Source organism: Bacillus nitratireducens (assembly GCF_001884135.1).
Taxonomy (GTDB): Bacteria; Bacillota; Bacilli; order Bacillales; family Bacillaceae_G; genus Bacillus_A; species Bacillus_A nitratireducens.
This window is the reverse complement of the sequence record NZ_MAOC01000029.1, coordinates 1-15,555: the sequence shown is the minus strand read 5'-3', so window position 1 is coordinate 15,555 and position 15,555 is coordinate 1. Positions and strand designations below refer to the sequence as shown.

Below are 15,555 nucleotides of genomic sequence, written 5' to 3'. Positions count from 1 at the left end.
AGTGGTTAACATGCCTGCCTGTCACGCAGGAGATCGCCGGTTCGACCCCGGTCGGGACCGCCATTTTATATAAAGAAAAGAACGAAACAAGTTGTTTCGTATTTTTTTATTTGTTTTAACAAAAAACTAATAAAGACAGTCAAACTATCCTTAGGAAAACTCCTAAGGACTTTTTTATATATTTAAAACCTGTATAATAAAGAGCAGAGAACATTGTGAGTAAAGTAGGTGAAGTCTGTGAGTAAATATGAAATAACAACAAAATCTTCCGAAGAAACCCAGCGATTATCAGAAAAATTAGGGGGACTTGTAAAGGAACAAGATGTAATTATTTTAGAGGGTGATCTTGGAGCTGGCAAGACGACTTTTACAAAAGGACTAGCAAAGGGTCTTGGTGTGAAAAGAGTTGTAAATAGTCCTACCTTCAATATTATTAAAGAATATAAAGGAAGATTGCCGCTATATCATATGGATGTATATCGTTTAGCGGAAAGTGAAGAAGACTTGGGCTTTGATGAGTATTTCTACGGTGAAGGGATTACAGTAGTAGAATGGGCTCATTTAATAGAAGAATATTTACCGAATGAAAAGTTACAAATCAGTTTATTCCATGCCGGAGATGATACAAGGAAAATTGTACTCGAACCAATTGGAAATCGCTATATTAGATTATGTGAGGAGCTATTACAAAATGAAAGTACTAGCAATTGATACTTCAAATTACGTAATGGGTGTATCCCTTATTGAGGAAGGGAACGTGATTGGAGAAATCATTACAAATTTAACAAAAAACCATTCTGTACGTCTTATGCCAGCTGTAGAGAAACTTTTAAAAGAGTGTGGTGTAAAACCGAAAGAATTGACTAAAATCGTTGTAGCAGCTGGGCCTGGATCATATACAGGTGTTCGCATAGGTGTGACAGCTGCAAAAACATTAGCTTGGTCACTTCAAATACCAATTGTAGGTGTATCAAGTTTAGAAGTAGTTGCAGCAAATGGTGTTAATTTTAATGGATTAATCTCTCCTTTATTTGATGGTCGACGTGGTCAAATTTACACGGGGCTATATACATATGAAGGGGAGCAATTAACTTCAATGGAAGAAGACCGAATTATGCTTATTGTTGACTGGTTGCAAATGTTAAAAGATAAAGAACAGCCTGTTTTATTTATTGGTAACGATGTTAAATTGCATAAAGAAACAATTATAGAATACTTAGGTGATCAAGCTGTATTTGCTCCTTTCACTAAGAATAACCCAAGACCAAGTGAGCTAGCATTTTTAGGGTTACAAAAAGAAGAACAAGATGTGCATACGTTTGTACCTAGTTATCTTCGTTTAGCGGAAGCTGAAACAAACTGGTTAGAAAGTCAAAAGAAGTAGAGGTCTATAGAAAATGGATATGATATTTAGAAAGATGGCACTCGATGATATTGCTCAAATTGTAGCTATTGAAGAAGCATCTTTTTCAACTCCTTGGACTGCAGATGCCTTTCACCGTGAATTAGCGATGAATGAACATGCACATTATGTTGTGCTAGAAAAAGATGGTCGCGTAATTGGTTATTGTGGATTGTGGATAATTATTGATGAATCACATATAACAAATATAGCTATTTTGCCAGAGTACCGAGGTCAAAAATTAGGAGATGCCTTATTGAAAGAAGTTATTTCGGAGGCGAAAGACCTAGGAGTAAAAACGATGACACTTGAAGTACGCGTATCAAATGAAGTAGCAAAACAGTTATACAAAAAATACGGATTTCAAAATGGTGGGATTCGTAAACGATACTATGCAGACAATCAGGAAGATGGTCTCGTAATGTGGGTGAATATATAATGGAAAAAAACACGATTATACTTGGTATTGAAACAAGCTGTGATGAAACAGCAGTAGCAGTTGTTAAAAATGGAACGGAAATTATTGCGAATATCGTTGCATCACAAATTGAAAGTCATAAGCGTTTTGGCGGAGTCGTACCAGAGATTGCATCCCGTCACCATGTAGAAGAAATTACAGTTGTGCTAGAAGAAGCTTTAAAAGAAGCGAATATCACTTTTGAGGATATTGATGCAATTGCCGTAACAGAAGGCCCAGGTTTAGTCGGAGCACTTTTAATAGGTGTAAATGCAGCGAAAGCTGTGGCTTTTGCGCATGATATCCCTCTAGTTGGTGTTCATCATATTGCTGGTCATATTTATGCAAACCGTTTAGTAAAAGAAGTACAATTCCCATTACTATCACTTGTTGTATCTGGTGGACATACGGAGCTTGTTTATATGAAAGAACACGGTTCATTTGAAGTAATTGGTGAAACACGAGATGATGCAGCGGGGGAAGCATATGATAAAGTAGCTCGTACGTTATCTATGCCATATCCAGGTGGTCCACATATTGATCGCCTTGCGCATGAAGGAAAGCCGACAATTGATTTGCCTCGTGCATGGCTAGAGCCGGATTCGTATGATTTTAGCTTTAGTGGATTGAAATCGGCAGTTATCAACACTGTGCATAACGCAAAACAACGTGGTATAGAAATTGCACCGGAAGATTTAGCAGCAAGTTTCCAAGAAAGTGTGATCGACGTACTTGTAACGAAAGCGTCTCGTGCGGCGGATGCATATAACGTAAAGCAAGTGCTTCTTGCTGGTGGAGTAGCTGCTAATAAAGGGCTTCGTGCACGTTTAGAAGCAGAATTTGCACAAAAAGAAAATATAGAGCTAATTATTCCGCCTCTATCTTTATGCACAGATAATGCAGCGATGATTGCAGCTGCAGGTACAATTGCATACGAACAAGGAAAACGTGCGACATTAGCTTTAAATGCAAATCCAGGATTAGATATTGAAGCATAGTTATACACAAAATTAACCACAGCCTGTGGACAAAACCCATATTATCTGTTGATAATATGGGTTTTGTTGTGTATATAAAATGTGTATAACTTTTTTTGGTAATGTGGATAATGTGGAAAAGTTATTTTAATGTCTATTTTATAAAGGTGGATATGTGTATAAACCTGTGGATAAGGTGGAGGAAGTCTGACCTTTAAAGATATTCTTTTTCGGGAAATAAAAAACAAGAAGATATCCCAAAAAAACTTTTGAAACATCCTCCTCTTATTATATAGGTTGCTACTATTGTCAATCTTTGTCGGTTAATCGATATGTCTTGTCGAATCGTTCATATATTTTAAGTTACGGTATATATATTCAAAAAATCGTTGATATAATTTCATGTGCTACGGCACTGGTTTTAAAATAGAAAATAAAAAGGATGTCTCATACATCCTCGACGTATGAGACATCCTTCTTGTTTAAATTCACTTATATATGCAGTTCTTCCCATTCTGCCATACAAGCTTCAAGTTGTTCTTGTAGTGTGTGCTTTTTAGATGTAATTTCACTAGCCTTTTCATAATCTGCATATATTTCTGGTAAGCAAAGCTGATCTTCTAGTGTAGCAATTTCTTCTTCAAATTCTACGATGTTTTGTTCTAGCTCCTCAATTTTCCGAGTGCGTTGACGCTCTAATTGTTTACGCTCTTTTTCTTCGAGATAATTTAATTTTTCTTGCGCTACATTTTTTTGAACAGGTGCCTGATTTTCTTGCTGTTCTTGTTGTTCAAATTCTGCACGTTCAATCATTTCATTTTTCTTTTCAACGTAGTAATCGTAATCGCCTAAATATTCTTGTGCACCTTCTGTTGATAACTCAATAACGGTCGTCGTTACACGATTAATAAAGTAACGGTCATGTGAGACGAATAGAAGTGTTCCTGGGTAATCAATTAAAGCATTCTCCAAAATTTCTTTACTATTTAAATCAAGATGGTTCGTTGGCTCATCGAGAATTAATAAATTTGATTTCTGCATCATAAGCTTTGCAAGAGCTAATCGAGCTTTTTGTCCCCCACTAAGAGAAGATACTGGTTTTAGTACATCATCCCCTGTGAATAAAAAGTTGCCTAGTATAGTGCGAATTTCTTTTTCAGGTTGCAGAGGATATTCATCCCATAGTTCATTTAAAACTCGCTTAGAAGATGTTAAGTTAGCTTGTTCTTGATCATAATAACCAACAGATACATTGGATCCGAAAGAAACATCACCATTTAGCAGAGGTAACTTATTCACAAGTGATTTTAATAATGTGGATTTCCCAATTCCGTTCGGTCCAACTAAAGCAACACTATCCCCACGAGTTAAGCGCATAGTTACATGTTCAATAATCGGATCTTCATCATAGCCAATAGTTGCATCTTTCACTTGTAAAACATCATTTCCGCTTTGTTTTTCAATATCAAAGTGGAAGGAAGCTGACTTAGAATCGCCCAATGGTCTAGTTAACAATTCCATTCTGTCTAATTGTTTACGGCGACTTTGAGCACGCTTTGTTGTAGATGCACGAGCTATATTTTTTTGCACAAAGTCTTCAAGCTTAGCGATTTCATCTTGTTGCTTTTCATAACGTTTCATCTCTTGCTCGTATAGTGCTGATTTTAAGTCTAAATATTTACTGTAGTTACCAACAAATCGTCTGCTTTCTTTATTCGAAATTTCATATACTTGTGTAACAAGCTTATCTAAGAAATAACGGTCATGAGAAACGATTAAAATCGCGCCAGGATAACCTTGTAAATATTGTTCAAGCCAAGTTAATGTTTCAATGTCCAAATGGTTTGTAGGCTCGTCTAAAATAAGTAAGTCTGGTTTAGTTAATAATAATTTACCAAGAGCTAATCGTGTTTTTTGCCCACCACTTAATGTAGAAATTGTTGTCTGGTGCATCTCAACTGGAAAGCCAAGACCGCTTAAAATCGAGCGGATATCCGCTTCGTACTGATAGCCACCTTGATCTTTATAATCTAATTGTAATTGGTCATAATCAGCTAATAATTTCTCGTATATAGCCGCATTTGAAAAGTTTTCTTCTTTGCCCATCTCTTGCTCTAGCCTTCGAAGTTTTGTCTCCATTTGCTGTAAGTGTGTAAAGACGGTTAACATTTCATCCCAAATTGTTAAAGACGTTTCTAATCCGGTATTTTGAGCTAAATACCCCATTGAGACATCTTTCGGTTTTATAATTTCACCACCATCATGAGATAACTCACCAGCTATTATTTTTAATAATGTAGATTTTCCGGCTCCATTTCGTCCGACTAATGCAATACGATCTTTCGTTTGTACTTCCAATTTTATGTTTGCAAGAATCGTTTCTGCACCGTATAATTTCGAAAGCGCGTTTACTTGTAATAAAATCAATGTTTTCACCTCAAATAATTTCTTAACTTTGCCATGTTTATATTTCTCAATCATACTAAAAATAGTGTATAGTTTAAAATAAAGAGAGAATACTTCTTCTCTTTATTATACAAGGAAATTCATGAGTACTAAACTTCTGTATTTGATTCAAGTATATGAATAAAGATAGGAAGAGAGGAGAGGTTATATGGATCAGCAAAAAATTCCACAGGCCACTGCCAAACGATTGCCTCTATACTATCGATTTATCCAAAACTTATCTCTTTCTGGTAAGCAACGTGTTTCATCAGCCGAATTGAGTGAAGCGGTAAAGGTTGATTCCGCAACTATTCGAAGAGATTTTTCATATTTTGGAGCGTTAGGGAAAAAAGGTTATGGATATAACGTAAATTATTTATTATCATTTTTCCGTGAAACACTCGACCAAGATGATATAACACGTGTAGCACTTATTGGAGTAGGTAATTTAGGGACCGCTTTCTTACATTATAATTTCACGAAAAACAATAATACAAAAATTGAAATGGCGTTTGACGTTAGTGAAGAGAAAGTTGGAACAGAAATCGGAGGCATTCCTGTATATCATTTGGATGAACTAGAAGAACGTTTATCAACTGATATACAAGTGGCAATATTAACAGTACCCGCTACAGTAGCACAATCTGTGGCAGATAGATTGGCAGAAACGAACGTGCATGGTATTTTAAATTTCACACCAGCACGCTTAAATGTGTCAGAGAATATAAGGATTCATCATATTGATTTAGCTGTAGAGTTACAAACACTGGTTTACTTTTTGAAGAATTATCCACAATAAAACGCAGAGGAAGCGACCTCTGCGTTTTATTATTGTTTTTTCTTTGTGAATTTAACTAAGATAAGGCGAAGTGCCAAATTAAAATCAATTGTTGCCATAACTGCAAATAGTATTGTCCACATATTCCAGATTGTATCTGTTACGTTCGTAATGGCGAAACGTGTAAAGATACATCCAAGAAGAAAGTACAATGCAGCCATGAACAATGGTGAGTTTCTCATACAAAAAATCCTCCGATAAAGCCTTGCATTTTTTCAGCTTCTTTAATCATTTCTTGAATTTGTTCATTGCTTACTAAAACTTGAGCAACTGCAACTAATGTATTCATTGCAACATGGGCTGCAATAGGGACGATAATCCGCTTCGTTTTTACATATAAAAAGGCGAATACGAGCCCCATAGAAGTGTATACCAATAAGTGAGTAAAATCAAAATGAATCGCCGCGAATACAAGTGAACTAATGATAGCAGCAATAAAGAAGTTAAACTTCTTATAAAGTGTACCGAATAAAATTTTTCTAAATACGATTTCTTCCAAAATAGGTCCTATTATAGATATGACGATAAGGAACCAAGGTGTCGTTCTTGCGATGTCCATAAGTCTTTCTGTATTTTCAGAGCCAGGTGTAATCCCTAATAATCGCATTTCGATCATACCGGCAATACTTTGTGAAAATAGTGCTAAGAAAAATCCGATAAAAATCCATCCAACTGTAGCTGGAACAGTAGAGCGCATTTTATCTAAATGCCTGTCACGAATGTCTGTTCTGAGTAACCAAAGTACAACGCATAATGCAATGAAAAAGCTAATGATAGCCCAATGACCAGTTATGAGCTGAATTTTTTCCTCTCTAGTAAATCCCCTATTATCGTATAGTCCAGTTTTCAGGAGAAGCGGTAACCCGGCAATGCCTGATAACTGCATTAAAATGTATGTAACGATAATCCACCAATATTGTTTTTTCAAATGGTTTAACCATCCTTTCTAACGCTAGTGTATGAGATAAGGTAGGATAACATGTAAATATGCTACCTACGATATAAACTTTCATTTGAATTATATTTTTTTTGTAAATAAGTGTTTGAAAATAAAATAGGAGACAGGAAAAAGTTGTGCATTTAGCGAAAACAACTTAGGGTGTCTTTCATATTGTAACATACAAGAAGTGGGAACAACGATTCATACGGTAAAGGCAGTAGAAGAAGTAATGCTATATAGGAAAGTGTATAAAGTAATTTGCGAAAAAATTATGATTTTTTTACTTGCAAAAGAAATTGAGATTATTTATTATTAGAAGTGTGTTAGCACTCGTGTGACTTGAGTGCTAATAAATAAAATTTACATAACAAAATGAGGAGGTTATTGTTCATGCTAAAGCCATTAGGTGATCGCGTTGTAATTGAACTTGTTCAAGCAGAAGAAAAAACAGCAAGTGGTATTGTATTACCAGACACTGCAAAAGAAAAACCACAAGAGGGTAAAGTTATTGCAGTAGGTACAGGCCGAGTGCTTGAAAATGGTGAGCGTGTTGCTTTAGAGGTAGCAGCAGGTGATCTTATCATCTTCTCAAAATATGCAGGTACTGAAGTGAAATACGAAGGTACAGACTACTTGATTTTACGTGAAAGTGACATTTTAGCAATTATCGGTTAATTATATACATTTTAAAAATCCAAGGGGGTCAATTATTATGGCAAAAGATATTAAATTTAGTGAAGAAGCACGTCGTTCGATGCTTCGCGGTGTCGACACTCTTGCAAACGCAGTAAAAGTAACGCTTGGACCAAAAGGTCGTAACGTTGTACTTGAGAAAAAATTCGGTTCACCACTTATTACAAATGACGGTGTAACAATCGCAAAAGAAATCGAATTAGAAGATGCATTCGAAAACATGGGTGCGAAATTAGTGGCAGAAGTTGCTAGCAAAACAAACGATGTAGCTGGTGACGGAACGACAACTGCAACTGTATTGGCACAAGCTATGATTCGTGAAGGTTTAAAAAACGTAACAGCTGGTGCTAACCCAATGGGTCTTCGTAAAGGTATCGAAAAAGCTGTTACTGCTGCAATTGAAGAATTAAAAGCGATTTCTAAACCAATCGAAGGTAAATCTTCTATCGCACAAGTAGCTGCTATTTCTGCAGCTGACGAAGAAGTAGGTCAATTAATCGCTGAAGCAATGGAGCGCGTTGGTAACGACGGCGTTATTACTTTAGAAGAATCTAAAGGATTCACAACAGAATTAGACGTAGTAGAAGGTATGCAATTCGATCGTGGATATGCATCTCCTTACATGATTACTGATTCTGACAAAATGGAAGCGGTTCTTGATAACCCATACATCTTAATCACTGACAAAAAGATTTCTAACATCCAAGAAATCTTACCAGTATTAGAGCAAGTGGTACAACAAGGTAAACCACTTCTTATCATTGCTGAAGATGTAGAAGGCGAAGCGTTAGCTACATTAGTAGTGAACAAACTTCGTGGTACATTCAATGTAGTAGCTGTTAAAGCTCCTGGATTTGGTGACCGTCGTAAAGCAATGCTAGAAGATATCGCAATCTTAACTGGTGGCGAAGTAATCACTGAAGAATTAGGACGTGACTTAAAATCTGCTACAGTTGAATCTTTAGGCCGCGCTGGTAAAATCGTTGTAACGAAAGAAAACACAACTGTAGTTGAAGGTATCGGAAATACACAACAAATCGAAGCTCGCATTGGCCAAATCCGTGCGCAATTAGAAGAAACTACTTCTGAATTCGATCGTGAAAAATTACAAGAGCGTCTTGCTAAACTTGCTGGCGGCGTAGCAGTAATTAAAGTCGGTGCAGCAACTGAAACTGAGTTAAAAGAGCGCAAACTTCGCATTGAAGATGCACTTAACTCAACTCGTGCAGCAGTAGAAGAAGGTATCGTTGCAGGTGGTGGTACTTCACTTATGAACGTATACACAAAAGTAGCTTCTATCGTAGCTGAAGGCGACGAAGCAACAGGTATCAACATCGTACTTCGTGCATTAGAAGAGCCAGTTCGTCAAATCGCAATCAACGCTGGTCTAGAAGGATCTGTAGTTGTAGAGCGTCTAAAAGGCGAAAAAGTAGGCGTTGGTTTCAACGCAGCTACTGGCGAGTGGGTTAACATGCTTGAAACTGGTATCGTAGATCCAGCTAAAGTAACTCGCTCTGCACTTCAAAACGCAGCATCTGTTGCAGCTATGTTCTTAACGACTGAAGCTGTAGTAGCTGACAAGCCAGAACCAAATGCACCAGCAATGCCTGACATGGGCGGCATGGGCATGGGCGGTATGGGCGGAATGATGTAATTCCGTTCGCCCCGAAAACATCCACTTCTTTATAGAAGTGGATGTTTTTTTGTGTTTTTGAGAAAAGGAAATTAATTTCTGTAGAATTTTGTCGCTTTCTCTCTTGACCATACCGATACTTCATTGTTAGAATCTAGGAAGATAATATAAAACAATCCTTCATATATCCTCGATGATATGGTTTGAGAGTCTCTACCGGGTTACCGTAAACAACCTGACTATGAAGGCAGTGCGTCTTATATTTATAAAGAGCGGAAGACTATCTTTCTTTATAAAGCCAGACCCCTGCCTTTTCTTTGTTATGAGACTAGAGGCGGAGGACTGGCTTTTTTTATTATATTGGTAATGCTTTTCGCCAAATTGGTGAAAATATTTATATACGAGAACTAACGTTGGGGTGATTATTTTGAAGAAACAGCATGATACAATTATCGTTTTAGATTTTGGGAGTCAGTACAATCAGTTAATAGCACGTCGAATTCGTGAGTTCGGTGTATACAGTGAACTTCATCCACATACAATTACTGCAGAAGAAATTAAGGCAATGAATCCAAAAGGGATTATCTTCTCTGGTGGACCAAATAGTGTATACGGTGAAGGTGCATTACATTGTGATGAAAAAATCTTTGAACTAGGATTACCAATTTTTGGTATTTGTTACGGTATGCAGCTTATGACACAACAGTTCGGTGGTAAAGTAGAACGTGCAAACCACCGCGAGTACGGAAAAGCTGTTCTTAAAGTAGAGAACGAATCAAAATTATATGCGAACCTTCCAGAAGAGCAAGTTGTATGGATGAGTCATGGTGACTTAGTAACCGGTTTACCTGAAGGATTCGTAGTAGATGCAACAAGTGAGTCTTGTCCAATTGCTGGTATGAGCAATGAAGCGAAAAACTTATACGGTGTACAATTCCACCCAGAAGTACGTCACTCTGAGCACGGTAACGATTTAATTAAAAACTTCGTATTCGGCGTATGTGGTTGTTCTGAAGGATGGAACATGGAGAACTTTATCGAAGTAGAATTAGAGAAGATCCGTGAAACTGTTGGAGACAAAAAAGTATTATGCGCACTTAGTGGCGGTGTAGACTCTTCTGTTGTAGCAGTATTAATCCATAAAGCAATCGGTGACCAATTAACATGTATTTTCGTTGATCACGGTTTACTTCGTAAAGATGAAGCAGAAGGTGTTATGAAAACATTTAGCGAAGGCTTCCATATGAACGTTATTAAAGTGGATGCAAAAGAGCGCTTCATGAACAAGTTAAAAGGTGTAGAAGATCCAGAACAAAAACGTAAAATTATCGGTAACGAATTCATTTACGTATTTGATGATGAAGCTTCTAAATTACAAGGAATGGACTTCCTAGCGCAAGGTACACTTTACACAGATATCGTTGAAAGTGGTACAGCAACTGCACAAACAATTAAATCTCACCATAACGTTGGTGGACTTCCAGAAGACATGCAGTTCAAATTAATTGAGCCTTTAAACACGTTATTTAAAGATGAAGTACGTGTATTAGGATCTGAATTAGGAATTCCTGATGAAATCGTATGGCGTCAACCATTCCCAGGTCCAGGACTTGGTATTCGTGTATTAGGTGAAATCACAGAAGAGAAATTAGAAATCGTTCGTGAATCTGATGCGATTTTACGTGAAGAAATTATTAAAGCGGGCTTAGACCGCGAAGTTTGGCAATACTTCACTGCGCTTCCTGGTATGCGTAGCGTAGGTGTTATGGGTGACGAGCGTACTTACGATTACACAGTAGGTATCCGCGCGGTAACATCTATCGACGGTATGACAGCTGACTGGGCGCGTATCCCTTGGGACGTATTAGAGAAAATCTCTGTACGTATCGTAAACGAAGTAAAACACGTTAACCGTATCGTGTATGATATAACAAGTAAGCCACCAGCAACTATTGAGTGGGAATAGTATTATAAAAAAGATCCATCTATCGTTCTTGTATAGATGGATCTTTTTTTGTTTTTGCCATTAATACGAACGAAATTATAAAAGTTTATAAAAATGTTCGTTTTTAAATTGACAAAACCACCTCCTCGAGTTAATATGAGTATGTAATTCAAACGAAAAATGAATATTATGCCGTCGTATAATATCGGGGATATGGCCCGAAAGTTTCTACCTAGCTACCGTAAATGGCTTGACTACGAGGCGTTTTGATAAAGATGAGGGGAAACTTGTCTTTGTTTATAGAACGCTTCCATGTATATGCAATGGAAGCCTTTTTTATTTTTATAGATAAAAGAGGGCTAGGGGAAATACGGCGAGTAATCATATAACGGGGGAAACGTAAGATGAAACGCTATTTTCAGTTTGATGAACTCGGCACAAATTATAAGACTGAGTTCATAGCAGGTTTAACGACATTTCTATCTATGGCTTACGTACTATTTGTCAATCCTGCTACGCTGTCACTTGGAAATGTTAAAGGATTACCGGCAGGTACAGGAATGGATCCAGGTGCAGTATTCGTTGCTACAGCATTAGCAGCGGCAATTGGTTCGTTAATTATGGGGATATTCGCGAAGTATCCGATTGCTTTAGCACCAGGTATGGGAATTAACGCGTTCTTTGCTTATACGGCAGTGTTAACGATGGGTATTCCGTGGCAGACGGCAATTGCTGGAACGTTAATGTCAGGTATTATCTTTATTATTCTTACTGCTTCAGGTATTCGTGAAAAAATCATTAATGCAATTCCATCAGAGTTAAAGTTTGCAGTAGCGGCAGGTATCGGATTGTTCATTGCATTCCTTGGATTCCAAAATGCCGGAATTATCGTGAAAAATGATGCTGTTCTTGTTGGGTTGGGGGACTTAACAAAGGGCACAACGTTACTAGCAATCTTCGGAGTTGTTACGACAATCATCTTCATGATTAAGAAAGTTAATGGTGCGGTATTCTACGGTATGATTCTTACGGCGATCTTAGGAGTAGCGACTGGATTAATTGATACACCGAAAGCTGTAGTGGGAGCAATACCGAGTCTAGAACCAACGTTCGGTGTGGCGTTAACTCACTTTGGAGACATTTTCACTGTTGAAATGGGTATTGTTATTATAACGTTCTTCTTCATCGATTTCTTTGATACAGCAGGTACGCTCGTGGCGGTTGCGAATCAAGCGGGATTAATGAAGAACAATAAATTACCACGTGCAGGAAAAGCACTATTTGCAGATGCGATTGCAACTGTAATCGGTGCGATCTTAGGTACATCAACAACAACGTCTTATATTGAATCTTCTGCAGGGGTAGCAGCGGGTGGACGTTCTGGATTTACAGCAGTTGTAACAGCAGGGTTCTTCTTACTGGCACTATTCTTCTCGCCGCTATTAAGTGTTGTGACACCAGCTGTAACAGCGCCAGCATTAATTATTGTAGGAATCTTGATGGTTTCATCTTTAGGAGAAATTGATTGGAAGAAATTCGAGATTGCAGTACCAGCATTCTTTACTATCATTTCAATGCCACTTACGTATAGTATCGCAACAGGAATTGCAATTGGATTTATCTTCTATCCAATTACAATGGTTGTGAGTGGCCGTCGGAAAGAGATTCATCCAGTTATGTATGTTATGGGAGTTTTATTCGTACTATATTTCATCTACGTTCGTAAATAAAAGGGGTTTTTTGAAAGGTCTAGACTTAAGGGGAGTCTAGACCTTTTTTGCGTCTTCAGAAAATCTTAAGGATTTCCGAGCGTTTTTCTTCAGAAGTTTTCCTATAATAGAAGTTAGGGATTAAAAAAGTGATGGAGGAGATATTGTGGCGCACGAAACAATACTTGTCGTAGATGATGAAAAAGAAATTCGAAATTTAATTACAATCTATTTAAAGAATGAAGGATATAAAGTACTGCAAGCGGGAGACGGAGAAGAAGGATTGCGTCTATTAGAAGAAAATGAAGTGCACTTAGTCGTATTAGATATTATGATGCCGAAAATAGATGGTATTCATATGTGTATGAAAGTAAGAGAATCGAAAGAAATGCCAATTATTATGCTTTCGGCAAAAACGCAAGATATGGATAAGATTTTAGGATTAACAACAGGTGCAGATGATTACGTAACGAAACCATTTAATCCGTTAGAGTTAATCGCGAGAATTAAATCTCAGTTACGTCGTTATATGAAAATGAATGGTTTTGCTATTCAAAATGAGGACGAGTTAGAAATTGGAGAGATGAAAATAAACATCTCAACCCATAAAGTCATTGTGGATGGAGAAGAAGTGAAACTAACTCCAAGGGAATTTTCAATTTTAGAATTGTTAGCTCGTAATCCAGGTATGGTCTTTAGCGCGGAACAAATTTATGAAAAGGTTTGGAACGAAAGATCTTTCCAGTCGGATAACACGGTAATGGTTCATATTCGGAAAGTGCGTGAAAAGGTTGAAGAGAATCCAAGGAAGCCAATATATATAAAAACAGTATGGGGAGTGGGGTATAAGATTGAAAAAGATATTTAATCCATTTACTTATGTTAGGAAAATCCGAGAATTAGTTGGGAAGCTAGTGAAGAGTGTGAAACGGAGTGTGCGAATTCAACTTATTACTGCGTTCACTGCTTGTGCGTTGTTAGGGGTTTTGTCAGCAAAGGCAGCAGCACCGTTTTTTGAGAATGCGAATCGAGAGGCGACAATCGATTATCGGGCTGGTATGGAGCAAATTAACCAACAAGCTCAAAGTGTGGCAAATAGTTCAGTTCATGAAAATAAATTAGAAGCTATATCAAGTATGATTGAAATAGAGAATCAAAATTTAGAACAAAATTCTAGAGCTTTAAAAGTATTGGTCACTGACGAGAGCGGTAAAGTTTTATATAAAACGAAGCAGGCACAAGAAGAGCAAATTGATTTGCATAATACAATTCGTAATGCATCATCGTTTGCGATTAATTATATGAATGGTAGAAAAGAATTTGAAAGTACGAGAAAAGAATTTATAGCTTTTGCACCTATTACAATAGAAGATAAGAATTTATACATGTTTGTTAGTGGGATTCCAGAAGGTGAAGTAATATATGATACGCAAGAAGGGCCGTTTCCATTTTTCATAGGTGTACTTGTATTCATTTTCTCTTTCTTCTATATAACAAAGAGAAAGATGAAGCAAATTGAAGCGATGGCACAAGGTGTAAAGGAAATAGAAAAAGGAAACTTAGCGTACCGTATTGAGAAAAAAGGTGAAGATGAGATTGCGTCTTTAACTGAGAATATTAATAATATGGCGGAAGAGCTTATGAATAATATAGAAAAGGAACGTAAATTAGAGAAGCAAAAGAATGAGCTTATTACGAATGTATCACACGATTTACGTACACCACTGACTTCTATAATGGGTTACTTGCGATTGCTTCGAGATTCTAAATATGAAAATAAAGAACAACATGATGAGTATACGAGAATTGCTTTTGCGAAGTCGGAGCAGTTAAAGAATTTAATAGAAGATTTATTTGAGTATACGAAGTTAACAAATGAGCAAGTTATATTGGAAAAACAAGAGGTTTGTATAAATGAGTTATTGGAGCAATTAATAGAAGAGTTAGTACCGCAGGCAGAAGAGCATGGACTTGCGTTTGTTAAGAAGTTTCCTGAGGAACGTGCCTATGCAGCGATTGATTCGGAAAAGATGGTCCGTGTATTTGATAATCTATTAATGAACGCGATTAAGTATAGTAAAGATGATGGGGAGATAAAAGTTTCTCTTCAAAGGCAGCGCCGGGATATACAAATTGTAATTGCGAATCATAGTGAAGAGTTTACGAGAGAAGAGTTAGGGAGTTTGTTTGAACGCTTTTATAAGAAAGATCAATCTAGAAGTAGAGTAACAGAAGGATCGGGACTTGGATTAGCGATTGCGAAAAGTATTGTTGAGTTGCAAGGTGGTAGTATTCGAGCTGAATATGAGGATGGTATTATTCAGTTTATCGTCTCGTTACCAATTATAGAAAAATAATAAACGAATAGAATGATATTTGATAAAAAGGCTTATTTTAAAAGAAATAAGCCTTTTTATATTTTTTTAGAAAAACATGTTGACGATTAGAGTATAGAGGTGTAATATAGGACAAGTCGCCGATAGCAACAACGCAGAAAGCGACAAACGAAATAAAAA

14 protein-coding genes and 2 riboswitches are annotated in these 15,555 nt (G+C 37.0%); of the genes, 11 read left to right on the top strand and 3 right to left on the bottom strand.

The features are described from left to right. Positions 1–237 precede the first annotated feature (237 nt). The 4 genes from tsaE to tsaD are packed head-to-tail and all read left to right on the top strand — an operon-like array spanning position 238 to position 2,857. Positions 238–711 carry a tRNA (adenosine(37)-N6)-threonylcarbamoyltransferase complex ATPase subunit type 1 TsaE gene (gene tsaE, locus BAU23_RS12505; RefSeq protein WP_000049635.1) on the top strand — a complete coding sequence of 158 codons (474 nt, stop codon included), beginning with the start codon at positions 238–240 and terminating at the stop codon, positions 709–711. Beyond that, on the top strand, positions 692–1,384 hold the full coding sequence (tsaB, locus tag BAU23_RS12500; protein ID WP_071734571.1) for a tRNA (adenosine(37)-N6)-threonylcarbamoyltransferase complex dimerization subunit type 1 TsaB: 693 nt from the start codon (positions 692–694) through the stop codon (positions 1,382–1,384). Before tsaE ends, tsaB begins: the two co-directional genes overlap by 20 nt. Before the next feature lie 13 nt (positions 1,385–1,397). Continuing rightward, the gene (gene rimI, locus BAU23_RS12495) at positions 1,398–1,841 is read left to right on the top strand and encodes a ribosomal protein S18-alanine N-acetyltransferase (protein WP_000367187.1); all 444 of its coding nucleotides are present in this window, start codon (positions 1,398–1,400) and stop codon (positions 1,839–1,841) included. Continuing rightward, positions 1,841–2,857 (top strand): tRNA (adenosine(37)-N6)-threonylcarbamoyltransferase complex transferase subunit TsaD, encoded by a 1,017-nt coding sequence (gene tsaD, locus BAU23_RS12490; protein WP_000414578.1) that lies wholly within the window; start codon positions 1,841–1,843, stop codon positions 2,855–2,857. Before rimI ends, tsaD begins: the two co-directional genes overlap by 1 nt. A 471-nt stretch (positions 2,858–3,328) precedes the next feature. Here the strand turns inward: tsaD and BAU23_RS12485 are convergent, their stop codons facing one another. Further along, entirely contained in the window at positions 3,329–5,263 is a 1,935-nt protein-coding gene (locus BAU23_RS12485) for an ABC-F family ATP-binding cassette domain-containing protein (protein WP_000602154.1), read from the bottom strand. 187 nt (positions 5,264–5,450) lie between these two features. Between BAU23_RS12485 and BAU23_RS12480 the strand changes: the two genes are divergently transcribed. Further along, a complete protein-coding gene (locus BAU23_RS12480) occupies positions 5,451–6,080 on the top strand; it encodes a redox-sensing transcriptional repressor Rex (protein ID WP_000372704.1) in 630 nt (209 codons plus the stop codon). A gap of 29 nt (positions 6,081–6,109) precedes the next feature. On the opposite strand, the gene BAU23_RS12475 is transcribed toward BAU23_RS12480, so the two are convergent. Both BAU23_RS12475 and BAU23_RS12470 read right to left on the bottom strand, forming a co-directional pair. Further along, positions 6,110–6,301: a YdiK family protein gene (locus tag BAU23_RS12475; protein ID WP_001246201.1), complete on the bottom strand. Its 192-nt coding sequence runs from the start codon at positions 6,299–6,301 to the stop codon at positions 6,110–6,112. Beyond that, positions 6,298–7,047 carry a CPBP family intramembrane glutamic endopeptidase gene (locus BAU23_RS12470; RefSeq protein WP_000745319.1) on the bottom strand — a complete coding sequence of 250 codons (750 nt, stop codon included), beginning with the start codon at positions 7,045–7,047 and terminating at the stop codon, positions 6,298–6,300. Before BAU23_RS12470 ends, BAU23_RS12475 begins: the two co-directional genes overlap by 4 nt. A gap of 402 nt (positions 7,048–7,449) precedes the next feature. On the opposite strand from BAU23_RS12470, the gene groES reads away from it, so the two are divergent. The 6 genes from groES to BAU23_RS12440 all read left to right on the top strand — a co-directional run bounded on the left by groES (position 7,450) and on the right by BAU23_RS12440 (position 15,396). After that, complete coding sequence (gene groES / locus BAU23_RS12465; RefSeq protein WP_000917305.1) at positions 7,450–7,734, top strand: co-chaperone GroES; 285 nt, start codon at positions 7,450–7,452, stop codon at positions 7,732–7,734. Between the two features lie 37 nt (positions 7,735–7,771). Continuing rightward, on the top strand, positions 7,772–9,406 hold the full coding sequence (groL, locus tag BAU23_RS12460) for a chaperonin GroEL (protein WP_001029988.1): 1,635 nt from the start codon (positions 7,772–7,774) through the stop codon (positions 9,404–9,406). Between the two features lie 139 nt (positions 9,407–9,545). Then, a riboswitch (purine riboswitch) is annotated at positions 9,546–9,647 on the top strand. A gap of 165 nt (positions 9,648–9,812) precedes the next feature. After that, entirely contained in the window at positions 9,813–11,351 is a 1,539-nt protein-coding gene (gene guaA, locus BAU23_RS12455) for a glutamine-hydrolyzing GMP synthase (RefSeq protein ID WP_000743923.1), read from the top strand. A gap of 154 nt (positions 11,352–11,505) precedes the next feature. After that, a riboswitch (purine riboswitch) is annotated at positions 11,506–11,607 on the top strand. A gap of 127 nt (positions 11,608–11,734) precedes the next feature. Then, on the top strand, positions 11,735–13,060 hold the full coding sequence (locus BAU23_RS12450) for an NCS2 family permease (RefSeq protein WP_071734570.1): 1,326 nt from the start codon (positions 11,735–11,737) through the stop codon (positions 13,058–13,060). 145 nt (positions 13,061–13,205) lie between these two features. Continuing rightward, a complete protein-coding gene (locus BAU23_RS12445) occupies positions 13,206–13,907 on the top strand; it encodes a response regulator transcription factor (protein ID WP_000929881.1) in 702 nt (233 codons plus the stop codon). Continuing rightward, on the top strand, positions 13,891–15,396 hold the full coding sequence (locus BAU23_RS12440) for a sensor histidine kinase (protein ID WP_071734569.1): 1,506 nt from the start codon (positions 13,891–13,893) through the stop codon (positions 15,394–15,396). The genes BAU23_RS12445 and BAU23_RS12440 overlap by 17 nt, the downstream gene beginning before the upstream one ends. Positions 15,397–15,555 lie beyond the last annotated feature (159 nt).